We start from the raw sequence: 26,609 nt of genomic DNA on the forward strand, positions 1-26,609 counted from the left end.
GGTTCAGCGCCCCCTGCGCTCGCGGTACGCGGCGACGAGCGCGGCGGTCGAGCTGTCCAGGTGCCCGGCGCCCCCGGCCTCCTTGTCCTGCGTCAGCACCGGCTCGATCTTCTTGGCGAGGACCTTGCCGAGTTCGACACCCCACTGGTCGAAGGAGTCGATGTTCCAGATCGCGCCCTGGACGAAGACCTTGTGCTCGTACAGCGCGATCAGCTGGCCGAGCACCGAGGGCGTCAGCCGGTCGGCGAGGATCGTCGTCGTCGGGTGGTTGCCGCGGAAGGTCTTGTGGGGGACCAGTTCCTCGGGGACGCCCTCGGCGCGCACCTCGTCCGGTGTCTTGCCGAAGGCCAGCGCCTGGGTCTGGGCGAAGAAGTTGGCCATCAGCAGATCGTGCTGGGCGACCAGGCCGGGCAGCAGACCGTCGACCGGCTCGGCGAAGCCGATGAAGTCGGCCGGGATGACCTTCGTGCCCTGGTGGATCAGCTGGTAGTACGCGTGCTGCCCGTTGGTTCCGGGGGTGCCCCAGACGACCGGTCCGGTCTGCCAGTCCACCGGGTTGCCGTCACGGTCCACCGACTTGCCGTTGGACTCCATGTCCAACTGCTGGAGGTACGCGGTGAACTTGGACAGGTAGTGGCTGTAGGGCAGCACGGCGTGCGACTGGGCGTCGAAGAACGCGCCGTACCAGACACCGAGCAGGCCCAGCAGCAGCGGGGCGTTCTCCTCGGCCGGAGCGGTGCGGAAGTGCTCGTCGACGAGGTGGAAGCCGTCGAGCATCTCGCGGAACCGGTCCGGGCCGATGGCGATCATCAGCGAGAGGCCGATGGCGGAGTCGTACGAGTAGCGGCCGCCGACCCAGTCCCAGAACTCGAACATGTTCGCGGTGTCGATACCGAAGTCCGCGACCTTCTCGCTGTTCGTCGACAGCGCCACGAAGTGCTTGGCCACCGCGTCCTGACCGGCCCTCAGTCCGGTCAGCAGCCAGTCGCGGGCGGAGGTGGCGTTGGTGATCGTCTCGATCGTGGTGAAGGTCTTCGACGCGATGACGAAGAGCGTCTCGGCGGGGTCGAGACCGTGCACGGCCTCGTGCAGGTCGGCGCCGTCGACGTTGGAGACGAAGCGGACGGTGAGCGAGCGGTCCGTGAAGGAGCGCAGCGCCTCGTACGCCATCGCGGGGCCGAGGTCGGAGCCGCCGATGCCGATGTTGACGATGTTCTTGATCGGCTTGCCGGTGTGACCGGTCCACTCGCCCGACCTGACGCGCTCGGCGAAGGCCGACATCTTGTCGAGCACCGCGTGCACCGCGGGCACCACGTTCTCGCCGTCGACCTCGATCACGGCGTCGCGCGGGGCGCGCAGCGCGGTGTGGAGGACGGCGCGGTCCTCGGTGGTGTTGATCTTGTCGCCGCGGAACATCGCGTCCCGCAGCCCGGCGACCCCGGTCGCTCCGGCGAGCTCGCGGAGCAGCTGGAGCGTCTCGTCGGTGACCACGTGCTTGGAGTAGTCGACGTACAGGTCGCCGATCCGCAGGGTGTATCCGGTGCCGCGCTCCGGATCGGCCGCGAACAACTCTCGCAGACGGGTCGTCCCGAGCTTCTCACGGTGCTTTCCCAGCGCGGTCCATTCCGGCGTCTGGTTGAGCCTGGTTCGACTTTGTGCGTTCATCCCGGACATCAGCCCACTTCTTCTCGTAACCGCAGTTCCCCGCTGCCCCTCCAACCTAAAGGATCAGAGGGACGGGACGGGCCGACGGCGGGCCGCGGCACGACGGAAGCACTCCGGCCGGGCACCCTGGGGGTGTCCGGCCGGTGAACAACGTGCGCCGCGACCGGCGGTGTTCGCCGGGAGGGGCACTAGATCTCGCCGCGGAGTTTCGCGAGGGCCTCGGCGAGGATCGCCTCGCCGTCCTCGTCGCTGCGCCGCTCGCGCACATACGCGAGATGCGTCTTGTACGGCTCGGTGCGCGGCGGGTCCGGCGGGCTGTCACGGTCCTGACCGGCCGGGAAACCGCAGCGCGGGCAGTCCCAGGTCTCCGGTACCTGCGCGTCATGGGCGAAGCTCGGCTGCGTCTCGTGCCCGTTCGAGCACCAGAAGGAGATGCGGGCGCGTGGCGCGGACTCGCCGCGCTCGGCCTCCCCCATCGGCCCCGCTCCGACCCGGCTTCCCCGGATCGCGTTGCCACTTGCCACGGTCGTAACTCCCTGCGTGATGGTGCTCGAAGATGCCCCAGTCTACGTAAGGCCCAACGCGCGTCCAGTGATTGGAGTTACACCCTCACAGGAATCGCGTACGACGGGTCAGTTGTCCAGCTTGATGAGCAGACCAAGCACCACAATGCATGCGAACCAGGCCAGACCGACCACGACGGTGATGCGGTCCAGGTTGCGCTCGGCGACCGAGGAGCCACCGACGGACGACTGCATGCCGCCACCGAACATGTCGGAGAGACCGCCGCCCTTTCCCTTGTGCATCAGCACCAGCAGCATCAGCAGCAGGCTGAAGACGATCAGGGCGATCTCGAACGCCAAAATCACGGCTGGTCCCTACTTTCCGGAATTCCTGGACTGCGGTATGCGAACAACGGGGGCCGGGAGGCTGTGCCCTCCCCGGCCCCCGCAAGGGTACGACGGATCCGCGCTACCGCATACTCACTGGTCGCGGAAGCGGACGATCTTGACGAACTCGTCGGTGTCCAGCGCGGCGCCACCGATCAGCGCGCCGTCCACATCGGGCTGCGCCATGATCGCGGCGACGTTGCCGGACTTGACCGAGCCGCCGTACTGGATACGGACCGCGTCGGCCAGCTCCTGCGAGTACAGCTCGGCGAGGCGGCCGCGGATCGCACCGCAGACCTCCTGCGCGTCGTCGGGGGTGGCGACCTCGCCGGTACCGATGGCCCAGACCGGCTCGTAGGCGATCACGATGGACTCGGCCTGCTCGGCCGGGACGTCCTTCAGCGCGCCGTCCAGCTGGGCGAGCGTGTAGGAGACCTGCTCACCGGCCTTGCGGATGTCCAGGCCCTCGCCGACGCAGAGGATCGGGGTCAGGCCGTGCTTGTACGCGGCCTTCACCTTGGCGTTGCAGACCTCGTCGGTCTCGGCGTGGTACTGGCGGCGCTCGCTGTGTCCGACGGCGACATAGGTGCACTTCAGCTTGGCGAGCATGGGGCCGGAGATCTCACCGGTGTACGCGCCGGAGTCGTGCGCCGAGATGTCCTGGGCGCCGTACTTGATCTTCAGCTTGTCGCCGTCGACGAGCGTCTGCACGGAGCGCAGGTCGGTGAAGGGCGGCAGGACGGCGACCTCGACGGCGTCGTAGTCCTTGTCGGCCAGGGCGAAGGAGAGCTTCTGGACGTGTGCGATGGCCTCGAGGTGGTTGAGGTTCATCTTCCAGTTGCCCGCCATCAGCGGGGTGCGGGTGGTCATGAAAGGTCAGTCCTCCAGTGCGGCGAGGCCGGGAAGCGTCTTGCCCTCGAGGTATTCGAGGCTGGCGCCGCCACCGGTCGAGATGTGTCCGAACGCGTTCTCGTCGAAGCCCAGGATGCGGACGGCAGCGGCGGAGTCGCCACCGCCGACCACGCTGAAGCCCGAGGAGTCGACGAGGGCCTGGGCGACCGCCCTGGTGCCCTCGGCGAAATCGGGGTGCTCGAAGACGCCCATGGGACCGTTCCAGAAGACGGTGGCCGCGTCGGCGAGCTTCGATGCGTAGAGCTTGTTGGTCTCCGGACCGTTGTCCAGCCCCATCTGACCGGCCGGCATGGCGTCGGCGGCGACGGTGGCGGGGTGGGCCGGAGCCTTGGTCTTGAGGTCGGGGAACGCCGGGGCGACCACGACGTCGACGGGGAGCACGAACTCCACGCCCTTCTCCTCGGCGCGCTTGAGGTACTCCAGCACCACCGGGATCTGGTCCTCCTGAAGCAGCGAGCTGCCGACCTCGTGGCCCTGCGCCTTGAGGAAGGTGTACGCCATGCCGCCGCCGATGAGGATGCGGTCGGCCCGCTCCAGGAGGTGGTCGATGACGCCGAGCTTGTCGGAGACCTTGGCGCCGCCGAGCACGACCGCGTAGGGCCGCCGCACGTCGTCGGTGAGCTTCTTCAGGACACCGACCTCGGTGGCGATCAGGTCGCCCGCGGCGTGCGGCAGCCGGGCCGGGAGGTCGAAGACCGAGGCGTGCTTGCGGTGCACGGCGCCGAAGCCGTCGCCCACGTACACATCGGCGAGTTCGGCCAGTTGGTCGGCGAACGCGCCGCGCTCGGCGTCGTCCTTCGACGTCTCGCCGGCGTTGAAGCGGAGGTTCTCGATGACGGCGACCTTGCCGTCGGTGAGGGCGGCGACCGTGGCGCGGGCGGACTCGCCGACCGTGTCGGTCGCGAAGGCCACATCGGTGCCGAGCAGTTCACCGAGCCGGGTGGCCGCGGGGGCCAGCGAGAACGCCGGGTCCGGGGCGCCCTTGGGGCGGCCCAGGTGCGAGGCGACGACGACCCGGGCACCGGCCGCGGCCAGCTTCTCCACGGTCGGCTGGACGGCGCGGATGCGGCCGTCGTCGGTGATGGTGGTGCCACTGAGCGGCACGTTGAGGTCGGCGCGGACGAATACGCGCTTGCCGGTGACCCCTTCGGCGAGAAGTTCGTCGATGGTCTTCATCTTCTGGACTCCTTGGAAGGACGAGAGAGCATGCAACGGGGCTCGAACGGCGCTTCGTTGCGCTGTCCGAGCCCCGTGCTCACATCGAGGTGCCTGCCGATTCGAAGGTCAGAGCTGGCTGCCGACGAAGACGGTGAGGTCGACGAGGCGGTTGGAGTAGCCCCACTCGTTGTCGTACCAGCCGATGACCTTGACCTGCGTGCCCTCTGCCATGGTGAGCAGCGAGTCGAAGGTGCAGGACGCCGGGTCCGAGACGATGTCCGAGGACACGATCGGGTCCTGGGTGTAGACGAGGCGGCCCTTGAGGGGGCCCTCTTCGGCAGCCTTCTGGAAGGCGGCGTTGACCTCGTCGCGGGTGACCTCGCGCTCCAGCGTGATGACCAGGTCGGTGACCGAGCCGGTCGGGACCGGGACGCGCATCGCGATGCCGTCGAGCTTGCCCTTGAGCTGCGGCAGGACCAGGGCGGTCGCCTTGGCGGCACCCGTCGTGGTCGGGATGATGTTCTCCGCGGCGGCGCGGGCGCGACGCAGGTCGGAGTGCGGGAAGTCCAGGATGCGCTGGTCGTTCGTGTACGCGTGGACCGTCGTCATGAGGCCCTTGACGATGCCGAAGTTCTCGTCGAGAACCTTGGCCATCGGCGCGACACAGTTGGTGGTGCAGGAGGCGTTGGAGATGACGTGGTGGTTGGCCGCGTCGTACTTCTCCTCGTTGACGCCCATCACGATCGTGATGTCCTCGTCCTTGGCCGGAGCCGAGATGAGGACCTTCTTGGCGCCACCCGCGATGTGCTTGGCCGCGTCGGCCTTCTTGGTGAAGATGCCGGTCGACTCGATCACGATGTCGACGCCCAGCTCGCCCCACGGAATGTCCGCCGGGTTGCGCTCGGAGAGCACCTTGATGGTGTGACCGTCAACGGTGATGCTGTCGGCGGTGTGGCTGACCTCGGCCTTGAGACGACCCAGAATGGTGTCGTACTTCAGCAGGTGAGCCGTGGTCGCAGTGTCACCCAGGTCGTTGACAGCCACGATCTCGATGTCCGCACCCTGCTCCAGCAGCGCGCGGAAGTAGTTACGACCGATGCGGCCAAAGCCGTTGATGCCTACGCGGATCGTCACGAACCGATCTCCTCGTTAGGTACGCCGGTTTTCGACGCCGGCGAGTTGTATGGGATGTCCCCGACCGCCTACGACACTACCCCTCCGAGGCCCTCGGAGTGACATCGAGCGGGGCCGGAAGAACGCCGGAGGCCCGTACTCCCCGGTAGGAGCACGGGCCTCCGGTTGTCCGGTTCCGCCCGCTGCGACGGTTACGCAGTGTCAACGCCCCCGGGAACGCGGCGCGTTCCCGCTCCGGTGCGCCGGCCCGGAGTGCGAATCAGCCGACCAGGCCGTCGGCCAGCTCTTCGCTGAGGGTGGACTCCGTGCTCGGGATGCCCAGGTCCTGGGCCCGCTTGTCGGCCATCGCCAGCAGCCGGCGGATACGGCCCGCGACGGCGTCCTTGGTCAGCGGCGGGTCGGCGAGGGCGCCCAGCTCCTCAAGGGAGGCCTGCTTGTGCTCCATGCGCAGCCGGCCGGCCGCCGCGAGGTGCTCGGGCACCTCCTCGCCGAGGATCTCCAGCGCGCGCCCCACCCGCGCTCCGGCGGCCACCGCGGCCCGGGCTGAGCGGCGGAGGTTCGCGTCGTCGAAGTTGGCGAGCCGGTTGGCGGTGGCGCGGACCTCGCGGCGCATCCGCCGCTCCTCCCAGGCCAGCACCGAGTCATGGGCGCCCAGCCGGGTGAGCAGGGCGCCGATCGCGTCCCCGTCCCGCACGACGACGCGGTCCACGCCGCGCACCTCGCGGGCCTTCGCCGCGATGGAGAGCCGGCGGGCGGCGCCGACCAGGGCGAGCGCCGCCTCCGGGCCCGGGCAGGTCACCTCGAGGGAGGAGGAGCGGCCGGGCTCGGTGAGCGAGCCGTGGGCCAGGAAGGCCCCGCGCCACGCCGCCTCGGCATCGCAGGTGGCCCCCGAGACCACCTGCGGGGGGAGTCCGCGGATGGGGCGGCCGCGGCCGTCCACCAGACCGGTCTGGCGCGCCAGCTGGTCGCCGCCCGCCACCACCCGTACGACGAAGCGGGAGCCGCGCCGCAGCCCGCCGGGGGCCATCACGATCAGCTCCGAGCTGTGCCCGAAGATCTCCAGGATGTCCCGCTTCAGCCGGCGCGCCGCCATCGCGGTGTCCAGTTCCGCCTCGATCACAATCCGGCCGCTCACCAGGTGCAGCCCACCCGCGAACCGAAGAATCGCCGAAACCTCTGCCTTCCGGCAGCAGGTCCGGGTCACGGGAAGCCGAGAGATTTCGTCCTTCACCGCTGGCGTCATCGCCATGGGCCGATCCTTCCATGCATCCGAAAAATACGGTCGTACGCGGCGGCCAACAGCTCCGGATCATGAATCGGAACGCCGTCGGGTGAGGCCACGGGCGCCAGCTCGACCGCGGCGCCGAGCCGTTTTGCGGCATCGGCCAGGGACTCGCGGTCGGGCACGGCGGCCTCGTCGGCCAGCACCACGTCCAAGGCGAGTTTAGGGGCGTGTCGTCCCAAAACCTCCAAATGACGCTGCGGAGAGAAGCCATCTGTTTCACCGGGTTGCGGCGCGAGGTTCAGCGAGAGGACCTTGCGGGCCTTCGTTTCGATCAGCGCGTCCAGCAGATCGGGGACGAGCAGATGCGGAATGACCGAGGAGAACCAGGACCCCGGACCGAGCACCACCCAGTCCGCGTCCAGTACCGCGGCGACCGCTTCCGGGACGGCCGGCGGGTCGCGCGGGACGACGTGCACGGACTGGACCTCGCCCGGGGTGAGCGCCACGGTGGCCTGGCCGCGCACCGTGTCCACGTCGTCCGGGCGCTCCGGGTCGTGTCCCCGTACGAGTGCCTGGAGCTCCAGGGGCACGGCGGACATGGGGAGCACCCGGCCGTGCGCCCCGAGGAGCTTGCCGACCAGGTCCAGGGCCTGGACATGGTCTCCGAGCTGCTCCCACAGGGCGACGATCAGCAGATTGCCGACGGCGTGCTCGTGCAGATCGCCCTTGGACTGGAAGCGGTGCTGGATGACCTGGGCCCAGGTCTGGCCCCAGTCGTCGTCGCCGCACAGGGCGGCCAGCGCCTTGCGCAGATCACCGGGCGGCAGTACGCCCAGCTCCTCACGGAGCCGGCCGCTGGAGCCGCCGTCGTCGGCGACGGTGACCACGGCGGTCAGATCACCGGTGATCCGCCGCAGCGCGGCCAGCGAGGCGGACAGGCCCATGCCGCCGCCGAGCGCGACGACCTTGGGCTGTGCGCCACGTTTGCGGCCGGACAGCGCTGAGGTCGCTCTGCGCAGCCGGCGCAGGCGGAGGTTGGGACCGGTCACTCGCGCCCCATGTCCCGGTGTACGAGCACGGTCTCGATCCCTTCGGTGGCGAGCCGGGCCGCCAGCTTCTCGGACATGGCGACGGAGCGGTGCTTGCCGCCCGTGCAGCCCACCGCGATGGTCACGTAGCGCTTGCCCTCGCGGCGGTATCCCGCGGCGATGAGCTGGAGCAGCTCCGTGTACTGGTTGAGGAACTCCTTGGCGCCCGGCTGGTCGAAGACGTACGCGGAGACCTCCTCGTTGAGCCCGGTGAAGGGGCGCAGTTCGGGGACCCAGTGCGGGTTGGGCAGGAACCGGCAGTCCACCACCAGGTCGGCGTCGACCGGCAGTCCGTACTTGAAGCCGAAGGACATCACCGTGGCGCGGAGCTCCGGCTCCTCGTCGCCCGCGAACTGGGCGTCCATCTTGGCACGCAGTTCGTGCACGTTGAGGCTGGAGGTGTCGATCACCAGGTCGGCGTCGCCGCGCAGTTCGCGCAGCAGATCGCGCTCGGCGGCGATGCCGTCGACGATGCGGCCGTCGCCCTGGAGGGGGTGCGGGCGCCGGACCGACTCGAAGCGGCGGACCAGCGCGTCGTCGGAGGACTCCAGGAAAACGATCCGCCTGGTGACGCCCTTGACCTCCAGGTCCGCGAGGGACTCCCGGAGGTTGTCGAAGAAGCGGCGGCCCCGTACGTCGACGACGACGGCGATCCGGGCCACATTGCCCTGCGACCTGGCGCCGAGCTCCACCATGGTGGGGATCAGCGCGGGTGGCAGGTTGTCCACGACGAACCAGCCGAGGTCCTCCAGACACTTGGCCGCGGTGCTGCGCCCGGCGCCCGACATACCGGAGATGATCACCAGCTCGGGGATGGCCACCGCGCTGTCGCCCGTCTCGATCGGGGTGCCCGTACTCACGTGTCCTGCTCCGTCTGCTCGGTCTGCGCGGTCGCGCCCTTGTTCATGTTCGCGCTCAGTCATGTCTTACTGCCCCCGTCGTCCTCTTCAATGATCTCTCCTGTGGCCGTGTTCACGGCGGGCATGGCCGGGGTGGTCGAGGCGAGCGCGACGGCCACTGATTCCGCCGTCCTGCGGCCTATCCCCGGAACCTCGCAGATCTCGTCGATTGTCGCCTGCCTCAGCTTCTTCACGGAGCCGAAATGCTTGATCAGGGCCTGCTTCCGGGTCTCACCGAGACCGGACACGGCGTCCAGGGGGCTGGAGCGGATGCGCTTGGCCCGTTTGGCGCGCTGGTAGGTGATGGCGAAACGGTGCGCCTCGTCGCGGATGCGCTGCAGGAGGTAGAGGCCCTCGCTGGAGCGGGGCAGGACCACCGGGTCGTCGTCATCGGGCAGCCAGACCTCTTCGAGGCGCTTGGCGAGGCCGCAGATGGCGATGTCGTCGATCCCCAGCTCGTCCAGCGCCCGCTTGGCCGCGGCGACCTGGGGCTGCCCGCCGTCGACCACGAGGAGCTGCGGCGGGTAGGCGAACCGCTTGGGCCGGCCGTCGTCCTCACGGGGCTCGGCGGCGGAATCCGGGACGGGGCCCGTGGGCGCGGAGACCGCGGCGGGGTTTGCGGTCGCGGAGGGGTCGAGGGTCGGCGATGGGTCGGGGGTCGGGGAGAGGTCCGGGGCCGCGGAGGGGTTCGGGGCCGCGGAGGGGTCCGGGGCCGCGGAGGGGTCCGGGGCCGCGGAGAGGTCCGGGGCCGGGGATGGGTCGGGGGTCGCGGGGGTCTCCTCCCACTCCCCCGTGCGCTCCTTCTCGTGGAGGTAGCGCCGGAAGCGCCGGCCGATCACCTCGTGCATCGAGCGGACGTCGTCCTGTCCCTCGAAGCTCTTGATCTGGAAGCGCCGGTACTCCCCCTTGCGGGCCAGACCGTCCTCGAAGACCACCATCGACGCCACCACGTCGTCGCCCTGGAGGTGGGAGATGTCGAAGCACTCGATGCGCAGCGGAGCCGTGTCCAGGCCGAGTGCCTCGGCGATCTCCTCCAGGGCCCGGGAGCGGGTGGTCAGGTCGGACGCGCGCTTGGTCTTGTGCAGCCCCAGGGCCTGCTGGGCGTTGCGCTGGACCGTGACCATCAGGTCCTTCTTGTCGCCGCGCTGCGGGATGCGCAGGCTGACCTGGGAGCCCCGGCGGTCGGCGAGCCACTGGGAGACCGCGTCGGAGTGCTCGGGGAGGGCCGGGACGAGGACCTCCTTGGGGACGGAGTCCCCGGCCTCCTCGCCGTACAGCTGCTGGAGCGCGTGCTCGACCAGTCCGGAGGTGTCGACGTTCTCCACCTTGTCGGTGACCCAGCCGCGCTGGCCGCGCACCCGGCCGCCCCGGACGTGGAAGATCTGGACCGCGGCCTCCAGCTCGTCCTCGGCGACCGCGATGAGGTCGGCGTCGGTGGCGTCGGCGAGCACGACGGCGCTCTTCTCCATCGCGCGCCTGAGCGCCTCGACGTCGTCGCGGAGCCGGGCCGCCCGCTCGTACTCCATCTCCTCGGCCGCCGCCGTCATGTCCTTCTCCAGACGGCGGATGTACGTGCCCGTGCGGCCGGCCATGAAGTCGCAGAAGTCGTCGGCGAGTTCGCGGTGCTCCTCGGGAGTCACCCGGCCGACGCAGGGGGCCGAGCACTTGCCGATGTAGCCGAGGAGGCAGGGGCGGCCGGTCCTGGCTGCGTTCTTGAAGACACCGGTGGAGCACGTACGGACGGGGAAGACCCGCAGCATCAGGTCGACCGTCTCGCGGATCGCCCAGGCGTGGCCGTACGGACCGAAGTAGCGCACGCCCTTCTTCTTGGCGCCGCGCATGACCTGGACGCGCGGGAACTCCTCGTTGAGCGTGACCGCGAGGTACGGATAGCTCTTGTCGTCGCGGTACTTGACGTTGAACCGGGGGTCGTACTCCTTGATCCAGGAGTACTCCAGCTGGAGCGCCTCGACCTCCGTGGAGACGACGGTCCACTCCACGGAGGCGGCGGTGGTCACCATCGTGCGCGTACGCGGGTGAAGACCCGCCAGGTCCTGGAAGTAGTTGGCCAGGCGCTGGCGCAGGTTCTTCGCCTTCCCGACGTAGATCACCCGGCGGTGCTCGTCGCGGAACTTGTAGACCCCCGGTGAGTCGGGGATCTGTCCCGGCTTGGGGCGGTAGCTGGAGGGGTCTGCCATGCCTCCCACCCTACTTGCGGGCAGTGACAGCGTGGCGTGCCCGTGGGCGGTGCCGTGCTCCGGAACGCGCGTTGGGGGGGCGCGTCCCGGAGCACGGGGTCATCGGGCGCGGGTGGCTCCGCGGTCAGCCGCGCCCACGCGTCGCCGAGGCGGTCACCGCGACCGGCGGCGGCGCAGGGCCGTCGCGCCGCAGAGGGCGAGTACGGCGACGGCTCCCGGCGCCGCGGCACCGGAGGCCGCGGTCAGCGCGGTGTCCGCGGCCGGGTCCGCGGCGATGGCGGGCCCCGCGATTGCTGGCCCCGGCTGTCCGGCGGCGGGACCGGAGTGTCCGGCGGCCGGTTTCGCTGCGGTGGGTCCGTAGCCGCCCGCCCGGCCCGAGCGCGCGTATCGGGAGCCGGGGAGCTTGTCCGCGTACGCGGCCCGTACCCGGGTGCGGTAGACGGCCAGGGTGGTGCCGTCCGCGCCGACCGCGCCCGCCGCGTCCCGGTCCAGCGGGAGCACCCGGTTGCCCTTCTGGACGTACCAGGCGTCGATCTGCGGCTCCCGGAAGACGGTGCCGCCGGGCAGCTTGCGGGCGCCCGCGGCCGTGTAACGGGCCTCGTCGTCGCCGGTGGCGATGTTCACCACCTGCCAGCGCCCGGCCTTCCCCGGCTCGGGGAGCGTCCACAGGGATGCCTTCTGCCCGTCCGAGGAGACGGCGGTGCTGGCGAGGTAGTCCAGGCCGGCGACGGAGGCCCCCTGCTCGCCGGCGACGAAATCCGCGGCCAGTGTGCGTACGGGCACGGCCGCGCCCTCGATGCGTGGAGCGGCCGCCGCGCTGGTGACCGCGCCCTCCCGGGCGAAGAACCGGGACAGCGTGTCCAAGGTGGCCGCGTCGGTGGCCGCCTCATGGGCCGCTGCCAGGGCCGCCGGAGTGGCGGCGGGTCCGGTGGCGGCGGCCGCCTGCGGGGCGGCGACGGTGAGCAGCGCGGAGCCGGCCAGCACTCCGGCCGCGGCGAGGGCCGCGACGGCGGAGCGCGCGGTACGTGCGACGGGGTGGGCCGGGGAACCGGTACAGGTCATGCCGTCACGCCCCGATCCGGTAGAGCGAATGGGTCCAGGAGAACTCGTTGTTGTTCACGTACCAGGCGTGTGAGGCCCAGTTGTAGCGGTCGCTGGAGGGCCAGGGATCGTGTTCCTCCCGGGGCGGGGGGGTGGGTTCCAAGGAGCGCGTCCGGACGCTGTCGAGGAGCATCAACCGTTGTCGGGAACGGGTCAACACGCTTCAATGCGGGGGAACATCGCGGTGTGAACGCCGGTGGCGGACGCGTGAACGCTTCCCCCTGGCCACCTGCGGCCCGGCATCCGTCGGCGCGGCCCCGCAGCCGTACGACGTGAACGTTCACCTGGAGGACCCATGCAGCACACCGAGGCCGAACTGGCGCAGGTGCTGCACACCGGCCCGTTCCATCTGGCGCTGCGCACCGCACTGTCGGTGCGCGGGCTGCCGCTCCAGCGGGTGCAGCACCATCTGGCGCACCTCGGGGTCAAGGTCGGTGTGACCAGCCTGTGTTACTGGCAGCAGGGGGCCAGGCGTCCGCAGCGTCCCGAGTCCCTGCGGGCCGTGAAGGCGCTGGAGGAGGTACTGGAGCTGCCGGGGAACTCGCTGCTCGGGCTGCTGGGCGCCGGGGAGCCCCGCACGGAGGCCGACCGCCCGCCGGCCCGCTCGTACCGTTCCCTGGTGGACGCGTCCGGCGCGGTCGAGCGGCTGCTCACCGGGATGGAGTCACCCGCCGACGGCGGGCTGCACACGGTGGGGCACCAGGAGCGGGTACGGATCGGGCCCGGCCGCCAGATGCAGCGCCGCAACTCCCAGCACGTGGTGCGCGCCCACCGCGACGGGACCGACCGCTATCTCGCCGTGTACCGCGGCGATCCGGGCTGCGATCCGGCCCGGGTCTCGGTGAGCGCCCGGGAGAACTGCCGGACGGGCCGGGTCCGCTGGGACGCGGAGACCGGGGTGCTGGTCGCCGAGCTGCTCTTCGACACCCGGCTGCGGGCGGGCGAGACGTACCTCTTCGGCTACGGCTTCGAGGACGGTACGGGAGGACCGTGCGGCGAGTACGTGCGCGGCTTCAGCTTCGGCGGCGGGCAGTACGTGCTCCAGGTCAGGTTCGACGAGGAGGCGCTGCCGGTCCGGTGCCGGCGCTTCGCCCAGGTGTCCGCGGGGGCGCCGCGCGGCGCCCGGACGGACCTCACGCTCACCGGCCGGCACCGGACAGTCCACCTGGTGGAGCAGGGGGTACGGCCCGGCCTGGTCGGCATCGACTGGGACTGGAGGTGAGACCGGCCACCGCGGAAGGACGTCGGACACGGCCTGGCGTCGGACGCGGTCGGCCGCCGGACCACCCGGGCGTCGGACCACCCGGGCGTTGGACCGGCCTGGCGTCGGACGTGGTCGGTTGTTTGGACGCGGTCGGTTGTTTGGACGCGGTCGGTTGTTTGGACGCGGCCGGATGTCGGACCGGCCGGGCGTCGGACGCGGCCGGATGTCGGACTCGTCCGGTTCAGGCTTCGGGGCCCGCGACGAGCCGCCCGCCCTCGACCCGGACCGGGACGGAGGGCAACGGCACGGTCGCCGGACCCTTCACGGCCTTGCCGGTGGTGGTGTCGAAGAGGCTGCCGTGGCAGGGGCAGTGCCCCTCGTTCTTCTCGACCTTGTCCAGCAGGCAGCCCGCGTGGGTGCACTGGGCGCTGAACGCCTTGTACTGGCCCTTGGCCGGGCAGGTGACGATGACGCGCTGCTCCCGGTAGAGCTTGGACTCGCCGACCGGGACCTCGTCCGGGGCGCCGAGCTCGACGGGTGCGGTGGGGGTCGGCGTCTCGGCGTGCCCGAGCTTCGAGTCGGTCGAGCAGGCGGCCACTCCCAGCCCGGCGACGCCCGCGAGAGCGGCGCCCTTCAGCACGGTACGGCGGGCGGTGGGCTGGCCGGACATGCGGTCTCCAGTGGTCGGAGGGGATTCGGTGCGGTGCCAGAGGTGCCCGGGCCAGCAGAAGCGACGGAGGCATCGGTGACGTAACCGACGATACCGGCGAAGACGAACGCCCCTGCGCCCGGCCCGGTCGCATCCGATCGCGCCCGGTCGGAGCCGGGGCTGACTCGCCCGATCGTGCCTGGTCAGAGCCGAGGTGGTCGCGCGCGAGACTCGGTGACCCCGGTGCGGGTCGCACAGCGTGGCGGCGGGTCCGGGACGGTCACTCGCCGGGAACCCTGTCCGGGAAGGCGATCCCGGGGACAGGGTTCCCGGGGCGGCGTCCCCGAGCCGGGAACCGCCGCCCTGGGCCGGCCGTCAGGCCTTGCGCGCGCGGGTCGCCTTCTTCGCCGCGGGCTTCTTGGCCGCAGCCGTCCCGGTGGCCATCGCCGCAGTGCTCCGGGTCGTCTTCGCCGTGGCCGTCTTCCTGGCCGGGGCGGACTTCGCTGCGACCGCCTTCTTCGCGGCCGCCCTGCCGGCCGGCTTACGGGCCGCGGGAACCGCCGCCTCGCTGACCCGGTCCGCGTCCAGGACGCCCTGGAGGAACTTTCCGGTGTGGCTGGCGGGGACACCGGCCACGTACTCCGGGGTGCCCTCGGCGATGACCAGGCCACCGCCGTTGCCGCCCTCGGGACCCATGTCGATGACCCAGTCCGCGGTCTTGACGACATCGAGGTTGTGCTCGATGACGATCACCGTGTTGCCCTTGTCGACCAGCCCGGAGAGCACCTTGATGAGCTTGGAGATGTCCTCGAAGTGCAGACCGGTGGTCGGCTCGTCCAGCACGTACACCGTGCGGCCGGTCGAGCGCTTCTGGAGCTCGCTGGCCAGCTTCACCCGCTGTGCCTCACCGCCGGAGAGCGTCGGCGCGGACTGGCCGAGCCTGACGTATCCGAGGCCGACCTCGTTGAGCGTCCGCAGATGGCGCGCGATGGTCGGGACCGCCTCGAAGAACGCGAGTCCCTCCTCGATCGGCATGTCCAGCACCTCGGCGATGGACTTGCCCTTGTAGTGGACCTCCAGCGTCTCCCGGTTGTAGCGCGCTCCGTGGCAGACCTCGCACGGGACGTACACATCCGGCAGGAAGTTCATCTCGATCTTGATGGTGCCGTCACCGGAGCAGTTCTCGCAGCGGCCGCCCTTGACGTTGAAGGAGAACCGGCCCGGCAGATAGCCGCGGACCTTGGCCTCCATCGTCTCCGCGAACAGCCTGCGGACGTGGTCGAAGACTCCGGTGTACGTGGCCGGGTTGGACCGGGGCGTGCGGCCGATGGGCGACTGGTCGACGTGCACGACCTTGTCGACGAGGTCGTCCCCGTCGACGCGGGTGTGCCTGCCGGGGACCGACTTGGCGCCGTTCAGCTCGCGCGCCAGGTGGGTGTAGAGGATGTCGTTGACCAGCGTCGACTTGCCCGAGCCGGAGACACCGGTCACGGCGGTCAGCACCCCGAGCGGGAAGGAGACGTCGATGTCCTGGAGGTTGTTCTCCCGGGCGCCGTGCACCGTGAGCAGCCGGGAGGGGTCGACGGGACGCCTGACGTCGGGCATCGCGATCGACTTCTTGCCGGTCAGATACTGGCCGGTGATCGACTTGTCGTTGGCCAGCAGGTCCTTGAGCGATCCGGAGTGGACCACCTTGCCGCCGTGCTCACCGGCGCCGGGGCCGATGTCGACGATCCAGTCGGCGATCTTGATGGTGTCCTCGTCGTGCTCGACGACGATGAGGGTGTTGCCCATGTCGCGGAGGCGGACCAGCGTCTCGATCAGCCGGTGGTTGTCGCGCTGGTGCAGGCCGATGGACGGCTCGTCCAGCACGTAGAGCACGCCGACCAGGCCGGAGCCGATCTGGGTGGCGAGCCGGATGCGCTGGGCCTCGCCGCCGGACAGGGTGCCGGCCGCGCGGTTGAGCGAGAGGTAGTCCAGGCCCACGTCGACCAGGAACTTCAGCCGCTCGTTGACCTCCTTGAGCACCCGTTCGGCGATCTTCTTGTCGCGGGCGTTCAGCTTCATCCGGCCGAGGAACTCGGCGCACTCGCTGATCGACATCGCGGCGACCTGGGCGATGGACCTGTCCATCACCGTCACCGCGAGGACGATCGGCTTGAGCCTGGTGCCCTCACACGTCGGGCAGGGCACCTCGCGCATGTAGCCCTCGAAGCGCTCCCGGCTGGAGTCGCTCTCCGCCTCGGAGTGCCGCCTCTTGACGAACTGCACCGCGCCCTCGAAGGAAGGCGTGGTGTAGGCGCGCTCGCGCCCGTAGCGGTTGCGGTAGCGGACCTCGGTCTGGATCTTGTGACCGTGCAGCAGGGCCTTCTTGGCGCGCTGCGGCAGCCCGGCCCAGGGAATGTCCGTACGGAATCCGAGGGCTTCGGCGAGCGCGTTGATCTGCCGCCCGAAGTACTCCTTGGTGTGGCCGTGCGACCAGGGGTGGATCGCGCCCTCGTCGAGGGACTTCTCCTCGTCCGGGACGATCAGCTCCGGGTCGACCTCCATCCTCGTACCGATGCCCGTGCAGTCGGGGCAGGCGCCGAAGGGCGAGTTGAAGGAGAAGGAGCGCGGCTCCAGCTCCTCGAAGGAGAGGTCGTCGTACGGGCAGTAGAGGTGCTCGGAGTACATCCGCTCACGCTCGGGGTCGTCCTCGGGGAGATCGACGAAGTCGAGCACGACCATGCCGCCGGAGAGGCCCAGCGCGGTCTCGACCGAGTCGGTCAGCCGGCGCTTGGCGCTGTCCTTGACGGTGAGGCGGTCGATGACCACCTCGATGGTGTGCTTCTCCTGCTTCTTGAGCGTGGGCGGCTCGGAGAGCTGGATGGTCTCGCCGTCGACCCTGGCCCTGCTGTACCCCTTGGTCTGCAGATCGGCGAAGAGGTCGACGAACTCGCCCTTGCGCTCGCGCACCAACGGCGAGAGCACCTGGAACCGGCTGCCCTCGGGCAGGCCGAGCACCTTGTCCACGATGGCCTGCGGCGACTGGCGCGAGATCGGCCGGCGGCACTCGGGACAGTGCGGCTTGCCGATCCTGGCGAAGAGCAGCCGGAGGTAGTCGTAGACCTCGGTGATCGTGCCGACCGTCGAGCGCGGGTTGCGCGAGGTCGACTTCTGGTCGATGGAGACGGCGGGCGACAGACCCTCGATGAAGTCGACGTCCGGCTTGTCCATCTGGCCGAGGAACTGCCGGGCGTACGAGGAGAGCGACTCCACGTAGCGGCGCTGCCCCTCGGCGAAGATCGTGTCGAACGCGAGCGACGACTTGCCCGACCCGGAGAGCCCGGTGAAGACGATGAGGGAGTCGCGGGGAAGGTCGAGCGAGACGTTCTTGAGGTTGTGCTCGCGAGCGCCACGGACGATGAGACGGTCGGCCACGCCGGTCCGCACCTTTCTGGAGAGAAGCGGGGGAACTGCGCCCCTGCCCCAGGGTATGGGGGGTGCCGCAGCGATGTACGAAGCTTTCGACTCCGAGCGTATAGCACGCGCATTCGATTTACGGACGGCTGATAACTCCTTCACCCGAACGAGTGGCGAGGTCTACGCTCGCCCCATGATTGATCACGCGCACGACCTGGACGCCCTACGCGAAGCGACTGATCGACTGCTCAGTGCCACGGAGAAAATAGAGGGCTCCGAGCTCGCCCGGCCGTCGCGGCTGCCGGGCTGGAGCCGGGGTCATGTCGTCGCACACCTTTCACGTAACGCCGACGCGCTCGTAAACGTTCTCCAGGGCCGGCCGATGTACGCAGACAGCGAAACCCGCGACCGTGACATCGAACGCGACGCGCACCGGCCGAAGGCCGAACAGGTGGCCGACCTGGCGGCGAGCGCGGCCCGCTTCGTGGCAGCTGCCGCGGCCCCGGCCGACTGGTCGCGCACCGTCACGATGCGCAACGGCGTGACGGACTCGGCCTCCCGGATCCCCTTCCGCCGCCGCGTCGAGGTCGCGCTGCACCACGTCGATCTGGACGTGGGGTACGAGCTGGAGGATCTGCCCGACGAGTTCACCGGCCGGGAGATCGACTTCCTCGCCGAGCGGTTCGACCGGCACCCGGATGTCGTGCCCATGAGCGTGGCCGACGACCAGGGCCGGTTCTGGACGACGGGTGGCGGAAAGGAAGGCGACCCGGTCGCGGTCCACGGCACGGCCCCCGAGCTGCTCGGCTGGCTCAGCGGGCGCCGCGACGGGTCGGCGCTGACCGTCGAGGGCGGGCTGCCCCTGCCCGCCCTGCCCCCGCTATAGGCTGAGACGTATGACGTACAGCGGAGCGGTCAAGGTAGGCGGGCGGGCGGACGTACACGAGCTGACGGATCTGATGATCTCCAAGGTCGCCGTCGGCCCGATGAACAACAACGCCTATCTGCTGCGCTGCCGGGCCACCGGCGAGCAGCTCCTGATCGACGCGGCCAACGAGGCCGGGACACTGCTTCAACTGATCGGTGACGACTCGATCGCCTCGGTCGTCACCACCCATCGGCACGGCGACCACTGGCAGGCGCTGGCCGAGGTCGTGGCGGCCACCGGTGCGCGTACCTACGCCGGGCGGTACGACGCCGAGGGGATCGCGGTCCCGACCGATGTGCTCGTCGAGGACAACGACACCATCCGGGTCGGGCAGGTCGCCCTGACCGCCCGCCATCTGACCGGCCACACCCCTGGGTCGATCGCGCTCATCTACGACGACCCGCAGGGCGCCCCGCATCTGTTCACCGGGGACTGCCTCTTCCCGGGCGGGGTCGGCAACACGCAGAAGGACCCCGAGGCGTTCGGGAGCCTGCTGCACGACGTGGAGACCAAGCTCTTCGCCCCGCTGCCGGACGAGACCTGGGTGTACCCGGGCCACGGCCACGACACCACGCTGGGCGACGAGCGTCCGCACCTGCCCGAGTGGCGCGCCCGCGGCTGGTGAAACGGCCCCCGTGACGTCCGCGAAGCGGATGTCACGGGGGCCGCACCTTGGACCGTCCGCCACCTGGGGAGCGGTCTCATGTGCCACCGGGCCCGGGGCCCGTCGTTCGGATCAGGCCGGGCTCAGGCGTCGATGCCGGCGCCCTTGTCGGCACCGTCCTCGGCCTTCTCGGCCTCCGCGGCGGCCTGCTTCTTGTTGGCGATGAGGCTGGTGATCGTGGTGATCACCAGCACGCCGCAGATGACGCCGAGCGAGACCGGGATGGAGATCTCGGGGACGTTCACCCCGGACTCGTGCAGGGCGTGCAGCACCAGCTTGACGCCGATGAAGCCGAGGATCACCGAGAGCCCGTAGCTGAGGTGGACCAGCTTCTTGAGCAGGCCGCCGATCAGGAAGTACAGCTGCCGCAGCCCCATCAGGGCGAAGGCGTTGGCGGTGAAGACGATGTACGGGTCCTGGGTCAGGCCGAAGATCGCGGGGATCGAGTCCAGCGCGAACAGCACATCGGTGGTGCCGATGGCGAGCATGACGACCATCAGGGGCGTCAGGATGCGCTTGCCGTTGCTGCGGATGAAGAGCTTGGTGCCGTGGTACCTGTCGGCGACACCGAAGCGGCGCTCGATCGTCTTCAGGAGGCGGTTCTCCTCGAACTCCTCCTCCTCTTCGCCTGCCCGCGCCTCCTGGATGAGTTTCCAGGCGGTGAAGATCAGGAACGCGCCGAAGATGTAGAAGACCCACGAGAAGTTGGCGATGACCGCGGCGCCCGCGGCGATGAAGACCGCCCGCAGCACCAGTGCGATCAGTACACCGAAGAGCAGCACCCGCTGCTGGAGGTGGGAGGGCACCGAGAACTTCGCCATGATCAGCACGAAGACGAAGAGGTTGTCGACGCTCAGCGATTTCTCGGTGATGAAGCCGGCGAAGAACTCGCCCGAGGCCTGGCTCTCGCCGAAGACGAGCAGGCCGAGTCCGAAGAGGGCCGCCAGCGCGATCCAGACGATCGTCCAGATTCCGGCTTCCTTGGTCGACACGTCATGGGGCTTGCGCCCGATGAAGAAGTCGACGGCGATGAGGGCGCTGAGACCGAGAATGGTCAGCACCCAGAGGGTCCATGAAACGTACACTGCGCCTCCGGCAGTTCGCTACGGCTACTTGATCAGCGTCGTCGCTGCCGGAGGTCTCTTCCACCTGGGCGCACGGGGTGCGCGCCTGGGCCGGCGCCCCGGGACCGGTCACAGTCCGTACTGACGGGAACGCCGCGATCGGGAGTACTCCCCTCCGCTCCAAGAACAGTACAGGGAACACCAAGGGAAGGTAAAGGAAAGGCTAAATAAGCCTCAAATGCGCAGGTCAGAGCGGTAGAGGGTAAACGGGGGCGGAGTGGGTCAGCAGTCAGCGGAGTCCGGCGCGGCGGGCGGCCGCCACTTGGGCGAGCACCAGTTCAAGGACCTCGCTGCCGGGAGGTGTCCTCAGCGGCTCGTACGTCCAGGCGTGGCCGACCCACGGGTCGGCCAGATGGTTGTCGGCGATCGGGGTGATCCGGAGCAGGGACCGCCACAGCGGATCGAGCACCGGCCCGAACGCGGAGGCGTCCTCCCGGTCGGCGACCATCAGGAGGTGGACGCCGACCGACGGTCCCTCGTCCGCGAGGTAGCGCAGCTGGGTGACGGCCCGGTCGTCGAAGCCGTGCGGGAAGTCGTTGACGATCAGAAGCTGCTCGGCCGGGTCCAGGTCGGGCGGCAGCGAGTCCGCGGCGCCGGCCCGCATCGCCATCTGCACCAGATCGACCCGCCGGGTGAGCTGGGCGAGGACCGAGGACACTCCCCCGGGACCGGACGCGGGCGGGCCGGCGAGCACCCCGGAGCGGACCAGCGGGGCGAGCGCCGCGGCGGCGGAGCCCGCCGGGTCGATGACATGGACCGCGAACTCGCCCGCCGGGTGGACGGCCAGCAACCGGGCGGCGTGCAGGACCGCGCTGTCCATGGCCAGCCGGTGCAGCTGGTCGCTGTCCGTCAGGGCGGCGGCCTCGGAGGCCGTACGCCCGCTGTCGATCCAGATCCCGCGCTCCAGGGGCAGCCGTACGAGCAGCGGGATGCGCAGGGCGGTGTCCTCCGGCAGGTGCAGATCGCCGATCCGCAGCGCCATCGGGATCTCCATCGGAACCCGGTAGGCGTGCCAGACGGGGTTGTCCCAGCCCGCGTAGGAGGCGGGGAGCGCGGGTTCCACCACGGCGGACTCGGCGGCCAGCTGGGCGAGGTCACGGTCCAGCGCCTCGCGGGCGCGGCCGGTCAGCTCGTCGCGTTTGGCGCGGGCCTGCTCACGGGCCCGGTCGCCCGCGCCTCCGATCCGGCTGCGCGGATCGGACAGGGCCCGCTCCACCTCCTGGTCCATCCGGGACTCGGCGAAGTCGACGGCGCTGCGGTACGCGGCGGCGGCCCTGGCCAGGTCCTCGAACATCCCCCAGACCTGGTTGTAGAGGCGCTCGTCCATGGACCATCCGGTCGCGTCCCCGGCAACGGGCTGCGCAGGCTGTCCGGGCCCGGCGGGCGACGCGGCGGGCGGGGGCGGCGGGGGTGCGGCCGACCGGCGGCGCGGGTGCGCGTAGTCGATGGGGCCGGACGGAGAGGCCGGCGGCGCCGAGGGCGGGGGCTGCTGGGCGGCCGGGGGCGGGACGGGAGGCTGACCGCTGCCCGGGAGGGGGGGCTGCCCGGGCCCCGGGGCGGGGGCGGGGCCCGCGGCGTGTCTGACCCGGTCCGCCTGTGGGGTGCGGGGCGGGGGCGGGGCCACGGAGCGGGCCATGCCGCGGGCGACCGCCTCCTGGATCGAACCGGCCAGTTCGGCAGCCCGCTCCACGCCCTGATCGGCGAGCATCGCGGCGAGACCGCCCGCATAGCCCTGGCCGACCGCACGGACCTTCCAGCCGCCCTGCCTGCGGTAGAGCTCCAGGGCGGCGACCGCGGACTCGGTGTCCAGGCCGGTCAGGGTGAAGGTGGCGATCTCGGTGCCATCGAGTCCGGTGACGGCGACGAAAGGCGAGGCCACGGCACCGAACCGGGTCGGGCCACCCGCCTCCAGCGGGAGGGCCAGCAGCACCGTGACCCGGTGCACCCCGTCGGGCACGGCGTCGAGGTCGACGGCGAGCCGGTGGTCGGCCGCGGCCTGCCTGGACACTTCGAGCCCCGGCAGTTGCGGCGAGCCGGGGTGGGCGATCCACTCGACGCCGTGCACCGTGCCGTGCTCGTCGCCGAGGGTGGCCCCGGCCACGACGGGCGCGCCCGCCGATACCCGGATCTCCAGACGGGTCTGGGGCAAGGCGTGGTTCTGCCCCCGGACCAGCTCGGCCGTCATTGGCCTGTCCCCTCGACGAGTTGCTGCCACGCGACGCGGTGCCACGTGCGATGCGTGCGATGCGTGCGATGCGTGCGATGCGGCACCGTCCGGTGCCGTGTCATGCGTACTGCCGTGTCCTACGTGCTGCGGTGTCCTACGTGCTGCGGTGTCATGCGTACTGCCGGGTGGCACGATGCGGTGCAGCTCCCGGCGGCCGATGCCTCCGGGAGCTGCGCGTACCGATACGGGCCGGCCGGCCCGGCCCTGCCTACAGGTGCGGCAGGATCGCCGGCATGAGGTCCTGGAAGGTGCGGCCGTTGGCCGGGGTGCCGATGGCGGTCATCTGCCAGCCGTTCCCCGAACGGTGCACCTTCGCCATGATCTGGGCGGTGTACTGCCCGCCGCCGTCCAGCGTGTAGCGGGCGAGCTCCTGGCCGTTGGTCTCGTCGACGATGCGGCAGAAGGCGTTCTGCACCTCCTGGAACGTCTGGCCGGTGAAGGAGTTCACCGTGAAGACGATCTGGTCGATGTGGACCGGCACCCGCTGGAGGTCGACCAGGATCGCCTCGTCGTCGCCGCCCGAGCCGGCGCCGCCGACCAGGTTGTCCCCGGTGTGCTTGACCGAACCGTCGTCGCTGACGAGGTGCCGGAAGAAGACGACGTCGACCGGCTGCTTGTCGGCGAACAGGACCGCCGAGGCGTCCAGGTCGATCTCCCGGGTGCGTGAACCGAACAGACCGCGGCGCGGCGCCGCCTGCCAGCCGAGCCCCATCCGTACCGCGGTCAGGGTCCCCCCGTCGCTCTTCTGCAGGCTGATGGCCTGGCCCTTGGTCATATTGACCGTCACGCGCTGTCCCCTCTCCGCATTCCCCGCAAACCGTCCTTGCGCGGTTTCCAGCACCCTACGCAGTCGCGCCACCGGCGCATCGGGTCCGGGCCGTTTTGTGTCGGTCTTGCAACACACCCCGCACGGCGGGGTCAGGCCAGGCCCGCCTCCCGCATCTGGCGCAACTCCTTCTTCAACTCCCCCACCTCGTCGCGCAGTCGGGCGGCCACCTCGAACTGCAGATCCGCGGCGGCCGCGCGCATCCGGTCGGTCATCTCCTCGATGATCCCGGCGAGCTCGGTGGCCGGGCGGTCGGTGACCACCGCCCCGTCCCTCCCGGCCTTCGCGGAACCGGCCTTGATGCCCAGCGTGGGTACGGGCGCCTTGGTGCCCTTCGCCTGGCGGTAGCCGGTGCCGAGAAGCTGCTCGGTGTCGACCTCCTCGCGGGCGATGGTCGCGACGATGTCGTTGATCTTCTTACGCAGCGGCTGCGGGTCGAGTCCGCGCTCGGTGTTGTAGGCGATCTGCTTCTCGCGGCGCCGGTTGGTCTCGTCGATGGCCTGCGCCATCGCCGGGGTGATCTTGTCCGCGTACATATGGACCTGCCCCGACACGTTACGAGCCGCACGTCCGATGGTCTGGATCAGTGAGGTGCCCGAGCGCAGGAAGCCCTGCTTGTCGGCGTCGAGAATCGCCACGAGCGACACCTCGGGCAGGTCGAGACCCTCACGCAGGAGGTTGATGCCGACCAGGACGTCGTACTCGCCGGAGCGCAGCTCGCGCAGCAGTTCGATGCGGCGCAGGGTGTCGACGTCACTGTGCAGGTAGCGGACCTGGACGCCGAGCTCCAGGAAGTAGTCGGTGAGGTCCTCCGACATCTTCTTGGTGAGGGTGGTGACCAGGACCCGCTCGTCCTTCTCGGTGCGCTTGCGGATCTCGTGCACCAGGTCGTCGATCTGGCCCTCGGTGGGCTTGACGACGATCTCCGGGTCGACGAGGCCGGTGGGGCGGATGATCTGCTCCACGAAGCCGTCGCCCCGCGAGAGCTCGTACTTGCCGGGGGTGGCGGAGAGGTAGACCGTCTGGTTGATCCGTCCGAGGAACTCCTCCCACTTCAGCGGGCGGTTGTCCAGGGCGGACGGCAGCCGGAAGCCGTGGTCGACGAGCGTCCGCTTGCGGGAGGCGTCGCCCTCGTACATCGCGCCGATCTGCGGCACGGTGACATGCGACTCGTCGAGCACGAGGAGGAAGTCCTCGGGGAAGTAGTCGAGGAGGGTGTTGGGCGCGGTGCCTGGGGTGCGGCCGTCGAAGTGCATCGAGTAGTTCTCGACACCTGAACAGGTGCCGATCTGGCGCAGCATCTCGATGTCGTACGTGGTCCGCATCCGCAGCCGCTGGGCCTCCAGCATCTTGCCCTGCTTCTCCAGCTCGGCCAGCCGCTGCTCCAGCTCCCTCTCGATGCCTCCGACGGCCTTCTCCAGGCGCTCCGGTCCTGCCACGTAGTGGCTGGCGGGGAAGACATGGAGGGACTCGTCCTCGCTGATGACCTCGCCGGTGAGCGGGTGGAGGGTGGAGAGCGCCTCGATCTCGTCGCCGAACATCTCGATGCGGACGGCGAGCTCCTCGTAGACCGGGAAGATCTCGATGGTGTCGCCACGCACCCGGAAGGTGCCTCGGGCGAACGCCAGGTCGTTCCGGCTGTACTGGATCTCCACGAAGCGGCGCAGCAGCTGGTCGCGGTCGATCTCGTCGCCCACCTTGAGCTGGACCATCCGGTCCACGTACTCCTGCGGTGTGCCGAGGCCGTAGATGCAGGAGACGGAGGCGACCACGACGACGTCACGCCGGGTGAGCAGTGAGTTCGTCGCGGAGTGGCGCAGCCGCTCGACCTCCTCGTTGATCGAGGAGTCCTTCTCGATGTAGGTGTCCGACTGCGGGACGTACGCCTCGGGCTGGTAGTAGTCGTAGTACGAGACGAAGTACTCGACGGCGTTGTTGGGCAGGAGCTCGCGGAACTCGTTGGCCAGCTGGGCGGCGAGGGTCTTGTTCGGCGCCATCACCAGGGTGGGGCGCTGCAGTTTCTCGATCATCCAGGCGGTGGTCGCCGACTTTCCGGTGCCGGTCGCGCCGAGGAGCACGACATCCTTCTCACCCGCCCTGACGCGCCGCTCCAGCTCGGCGATGGCCGCCGGCTGGTCGCCGCTGGGCTGGAAGGGACTGACGACCTCGAAAGGCGCCACCGAACGTTCGATCTTCGAAACGGGCCGCATGAAACCACCGTACGACCCTCCACTGACAATGGGGCCGGGTCAGTGCTCGTGGTGCTGTACGGGGTCACGCCGCTGCGAGTGGAAGGACGCCGGGTCGGCGTGCGTGCCGAACCGGGGTGCCTGGCGCTGGGCGGCGATGCCGAGGGCCCGTCCGGCCGCGGCGTCGTTCCAGTCCGGGGTGCCCATGACCACCAGGGGGTCGAACATCACGACGACCCCGGCGAGCAGCAGGAAGCAGGCCGGGCCGATCAGCATGGGCACGAGCAGGACCGTCGGGGCGACACCGGTGGTGCCGGTGAGCGTGGCCGGGTGCAGGTGGACCCGGAGTGCGGCCATGCCCGTGTAGTGCATTCCGCTGACCGCGACACCCATCACGACGGCGGCACCGAGGCTGGGCAGGAAGCCGTGGATCGAGACGGCGGCCCAGAGCGCGGCGGTCGAGGCCACCACGGCGATGACCACGGAGAGCGTCACGGTGATCGTGTCGTACTCGAACTGCCCATCAAGTCTCATACCGGCCATGCCGAGGTAATGCATGGTGGCCACGCCGAGTCCGGTGAGCGTGCCACCTGTCACCAGCGCCATCGGGGTGGCACCCCGGTACCCGACAAGGAAGATCCCGACGCCGACCATGACGATCGCGACGGCGAGGCTGGCGAACGTGACCGGCTTGTCGTAGCCGATCGGTGCCTCCTCGACGGAGAAACCCATCATCGCGATGAAGTGCATCGTCCAGATCCCGGAGCCTATGGAGGTCGCGCCGAGAGCCAGCCAGCCGGCCTTGAAGGAACGTTTCGTGCGCAGTGACCGGGTGGTGCAGCGCAGACCCAGCGCCGCACCCAGGCAGGCCATGAGGAACGCCGCGACCGGGGTCACCGCCCCATAGCTGAAACCGTCGATTGTGCCCTGCATGCATACGCCCTTCGCAGAAGCCCGGGTGCGGACGACCCTAAGGCGCGAGGCCCCGCAAACAAACAGAAGAACTGCATTTTATCGACAGGGGCACCGGCTCATGACGCAGTCCCCGGGGTGCGTTCACCTAGTGGCCATCCCTTCGCCTGTGCCCTGTTCGGCGACGGCTGCGACTCTCGGGCCGTCCGCAACT

The 26,609-nt window shown here is 70.0% G+C and carries 21 protein-coding genes and 1 pseudogene; 3 read left to right on the forward strand and 19 right to left on the reverse strand.

All coding sequences use genetic code 11. The features are described 5' to 3' along the window. Positions 1–3: 3 nt before the first annotated feature. The 12 genes and pseudogenes from pgi to FHX80_RS34585 form a co-directional block, all read right to left on the reverse strand. Positions 4–1,665 (reverse strand): glucose-6-phosphate isomerase, encoded by a 1,662-nt coding sequence (pgi, locus tag FHX80_RS03870; RefSeq protein WP_145767056.1) that lies wholly within the window; start codon positions 1,663–1,665, stop codon positions 4–6. A gap of 188 nt (positions 1,666–1,853) precedes the next feature. Further along, positions 1,854–2,189, reverse strand: a complete 336-nt coding sequence (locus FHX80_RS03875) for an RNA polymerase-binding protein RbpA (protein ID WP_078617917.1) — start codon at positions 2,187–2,189, stop codon at positions 1,854–1,856. A 108-nt stretch (positions 2,190–2,297) separates the two neighbouring features. Further along, positions 2,298–2,534 carry a preprotein translocase subunit SecG gene (gene secG, locus FHX80_RS03880; RefSeq protein WP_093539669.1) on the reverse strand — a complete coding sequence of 79 codons (237 nt, stop codon included), beginning with the start codon at positions 2,532–2,534 and terminating at the stop codon, positions 2,298–2,300. 114 nt (positions 2,535–2,648) lie between these two features. Then, positions 2,649–3,425: a triose-phosphate isomerase gene (gene tpiA, locus FHX80_RS03885; RefSeq protein ID WP_145762827.1), complete on the reverse strand. Its 777-nt coding sequence runs from the start codon at positions 3,423–3,425 to the stop codon at positions 2,649–2,651. Between the two features lie 6 nt (positions 3,426–3,431). Beyond that, positions 3,432–4,643, reverse strand: coding sequence for a phosphoglycerate kinase (locus tag FHX80_RS03890; RefSeq protein WP_145762828.1), 1,212 nt, complete (start codon positions 4,641–4,643; stop codon positions 3,432–3,434). A 108-nt stretch (positions 4,644–4,751) separates the two neighbouring features. Continuing rightward, positions 4,752–5,759 carry a type I glyceraldehyde-3-phosphate dehydrogenase gene (gene gap / locus FHX80_RS03895; protein WP_145762829.1) on the reverse strand — a complete coding sequence of 336 codons (1,008 nt, stop codon included), beginning with the start codon at positions 5,757–5,759 and terminating at the stop codon, positions 4,752–4,754. 259 nt (positions 5,760–6,018) lie between these two features. Further along, positions 6,019–7,008, reverse strand: a complete 990-nt coding sequence (gene whiA / locus FHX80_RS03900; RefSeq protein ID WP_145762830.1) for a DNA-binding protein WhiA — start codon at positions 7,006–7,008, stop codon at positions 6,019–6,021. Beyond that, positions 6,999–8,033: a gluconeogenesis factor YvcK family protein gene (locus FHX80_RS03905; protein ID WP_145762831.1), complete on the reverse strand. Its 1,035-nt coding sequence runs from the start codon at positions 8,031–8,033 to the stop codon at positions 6,999–7,001. Before FHX80_RS03905 ends, whiA begins: the two co-directional genes overlap by 10 nt. Then, positions 8,030–8,995, reverse strand: coding sequence for an RNase adapter RapZ (gene rapZ / locus FHX80_RS03910; protein WP_145762832.1), 966 nt, complete (start codon positions 8,993–8,995; stop codon positions 8,030–8,032). Before rapZ ends, FHX80_RS03905 begins: the two co-directional genes overlap by 4 nt. After that, entirely contained in the window at positions 8,992–11,169 is a 2,178-nt protein-coding gene (gene uvrC, locus FHX80_RS03915; RefSeq protein ID WP_145762833.1) for an excinuclease ABC subunit UvrC, read from the reverse strand. The genes rapZ and uvrC overlap by 4 nt, the downstream gene beginning before the upstream one ends. Before the next feature lie 153 nt (positions 11,170–11,322). Next, positions 11,323–12,231, reverse strand: coding sequence for a hypothetical protein (locus FHX80_RS03920; RefSeq protein WP_145762834.1), 909 nt, complete (start codon positions 12,229–12,231; stop codon positions 11,323–11,325). A 4-nt stretch (positions 12,232–12,235) separates the two neighbouring features. Then, a pseudogene (locus tag FHX80_RS34585) lies at positions 12,236–12,340 on the reverse strand (papain-like cysteine protease family protein); the annotation flags it as partial. Between the two features lie 225 nt (positions 12,341–12,565). Here FHX80_RS34585 and FHX80_RS03925 point away from each other — a divergent pair. Beyond that, entirely contained in the window at positions 12,566–13,492 is a 927-nt protein-coding gene (locus FHX80_RS03925; RefSeq protein ID WP_145762835.1) for a hypothetical protein, read from the forward strand. Positions 13,493–13,715: 223 nt separating this feature from the next. Here FHX80_RS03925 and FHX80_RS03930 read toward each other — a convergent pair whose 3' ends face one another. Beyond that, the gene (locus FHX80_RS03930) at positions 13,716–14,144 is read right to left on the reverse strand and encodes a Rieske (2Fe-2S) protein (protein WP_145762836.1); all 429 of its coding nucleotides are present in this window, start codon (positions 14,142–14,144) and stop codon (positions 13,716–13,718) included. Between the two features lie 354 nt (positions 14,145–14,498). After that, entirely contained in the window at positions 14,499–17,543 is a 3,045-nt protein-coding gene (gene uvrA / locus FHX80_RS03935; protein WP_145762837.1) for an excinuclease ABC subunit UvrA, read from the reverse strand. 175 nt (positions 17,544–17,718) lie between these two features. Between uvrA and FHX80_RS03940 the strand changes: the two genes are divergently transcribed. Both FHX80_RS03940 and FHX80_RS03945 read left to right on the forward strand, forming a co-directional pair. Then, positions 17,719–18,411, forward strand: coding sequence for a maleylpyruvate isomerase family mycothiol-dependent enzyme (locus FHX80_RS03940; RefSeq protein WP_145762838.1), 693 nt, complete (start codon positions 17,719–17,721; stop codon positions 18,409–18,411). Positions 18,412–18,421: 10 nt separating this feature from the next. After that, positions 18,422–19,078 carry an MBL fold metallo-hydrolase gene (locus FHX80_RS03945; protein ID WP_145762839.1) on the forward strand — a complete coding sequence of 219 codons (657 nt, stop codon included), beginning with the start codon at positions 18,422–18,424 and terminating at the stop codon, positions 19,076–19,078. Between the two features lie 122 nt (positions 19,079–19,200). Here FHX80_RS03945 and FHX80_RS03950 read toward each other — a convergent pair whose 3' ends face one another. From FHX80_RS03950 to FHX80_RS03970, 5 genes are all read right to left on the reverse strand, one after another. Further along, entirely contained in the window at positions 19,201–20,202 is a 1,002-nt protein-coding gene (locus FHX80_RS03950; protein WP_145762840.1) for a TerC family protein, read from the reverse strand. A gap of 268 nt (positions 20,203–20,470) precedes the next feature. Beyond that, positions 20,471–22,426 carry a TerD family protein gene (locus FHX80_RS03955; protein WP_145762841.1) on the reverse strand — a complete coding sequence of 652 codons (1,956 nt, stop codon included), beginning with the start codon at positions 22,424–22,426 and terminating at the stop codon, positions 20,471–20,473. Between the two features lie 250 nt (positions 22,427–22,676). After that, positions 22,677–23,255: a TerD family protein gene (locus FHX80_RS03960; RefSeq protein ID WP_136328667.1), complete on the reverse strand. Its 579-nt coding sequence runs from the start codon at positions 23,253–23,255 to the stop codon at positions 22,677–22,679. Between the two features lie 131 nt (positions 23,256–23,386). Continuing rightward, the gene (gene uvrB, locus FHX80_RS03965; protein WP_145762842.1) at positions 23,387–25,504 is read right to left on the reverse strand and encodes an excinuclease ABC subunit UvrB; all 2,118 of its coding nucleotides are present in this window, start codon (positions 25,502–25,504) and stop codon (positions 23,387–23,389) included. A gap of 39 nt (positions 25,505–25,543) precedes the next feature. Next, positions 25,544–26,416: an MHYT domain-containing protein gene (locus FHX80_RS03970; protein WP_145762843.1), complete on the reverse strand. Its 873-nt coding sequence runs from the start codon at positions 26,414–26,416 to the stop codon at positions 25,544–25,546. Positions 26,417–26,609: the final 193 nt, after the last annotated feature.

Source organism: Streptomyces brevispora, assembly GCF_007829885.1.
Lineage (GTDB): Bacteria > Actinomycetota > Actinomycetes > Streptomycetales > Streptomycetaceae > Streptomyces > Streptomyces brevispora.

Bases quoted from the DNA above. Each gene is read 5' to 3' on its own strand.
- pgi (WP_145767056.1), bottom strand. From the start codon at position 1,665: ATGAACGCACAAAGTCGAACCAGGCTCAACCAGACGCCGGAATGGACC.
- tpiA (WP_145762827.1), bottom strand. From the start codon at position 3,425: ATGACCACCCGCACCCCGCTGATGGCGGGCAACTGGAAGATGAACCTC.
- FHX80_RS03890 (WP_145762828.1), bottom strand. From the start codon at position 4,643: ATGAAGACCATCGACGAACTTCTCGCCGAAGGGGTCACCGGCAAGCGC.
- whiA (WP_145762830.1), bottom strand. From the start codon at position 7,008: ATGGCGATGACGCCAGCGGTGAAGGACGAAATCTCTCGGCTTCCCGTG.
- rapZ (WP_145762832.1), bottom strand. From the start codon at position 8,995: ATGACTGAGCGCGAACATGAACAAGGGCGCGACCGCGCAGACCGAGCA.
- uvrC (WP_145762833.1), bottom strand. From the start codon at position 11,169: ATGGCAGACCCCTCCAGCTACCGCCCCAAGCCGGGACAGATCCCCGAC.
- FHX80_RS03920 (WP_145762834.1), bottom strand. From the start codon at position 12,231: ATGACCTGTACCGGTTCCCCGGCCCACCCCGTCGCACGTACCGCGCGC.
- FHX80_RS03925 (WP_145762835.1), top strand. From the start codon at position 12,566: ATGCAGCACACCGAGGCCGAACTGGCGCAGGTGCTGCACACCGGCCCG.
- FHX80_RS03930 (WP_145762836.1), bottom strand. From the start codon at position 14,144: ATGTCCGGCCAGCCCACCGCCCGCCGTACCGTGCTGAAGGGCGCCGCT.
- FHX80_RS03940 (WP_145762838.1), top strand. From the start codon at position 17,719: ATGATTGATCACGCGCACGACCTGGACGCCCTACGCGAAGCGACTGAT.
- FHX80_RS03945 (WP_145762839.1), top strand. From the start codon at position 18,422: ATGACGTACAGCGGAGCGGTCAAGGTAGGCGGGCGGGCGGACGTACAC.
- FHX80_RS03955 (WP_145762841.1), bottom strand. From the start codon at position 22,426: ATGACGGCCGAGCTGGTCCGGGGGCAGAACCACGCCTTGCCCCAGACC.
- uvrB (WP_145762842.1), bottom strand. From the start codon at position 25,504: ATGCGGCCCGTTTCGAAGATCGAACGTTCGGTGGCGCCTTTCGAGGTC.
- FHX80_RS03970 (WP_145762843.1), bottom strand. From the start codon at position 26,416: ATGCAGGGCACAATCGACGGTTTCAGCTATGGGGCGGTGACCCCGGTC.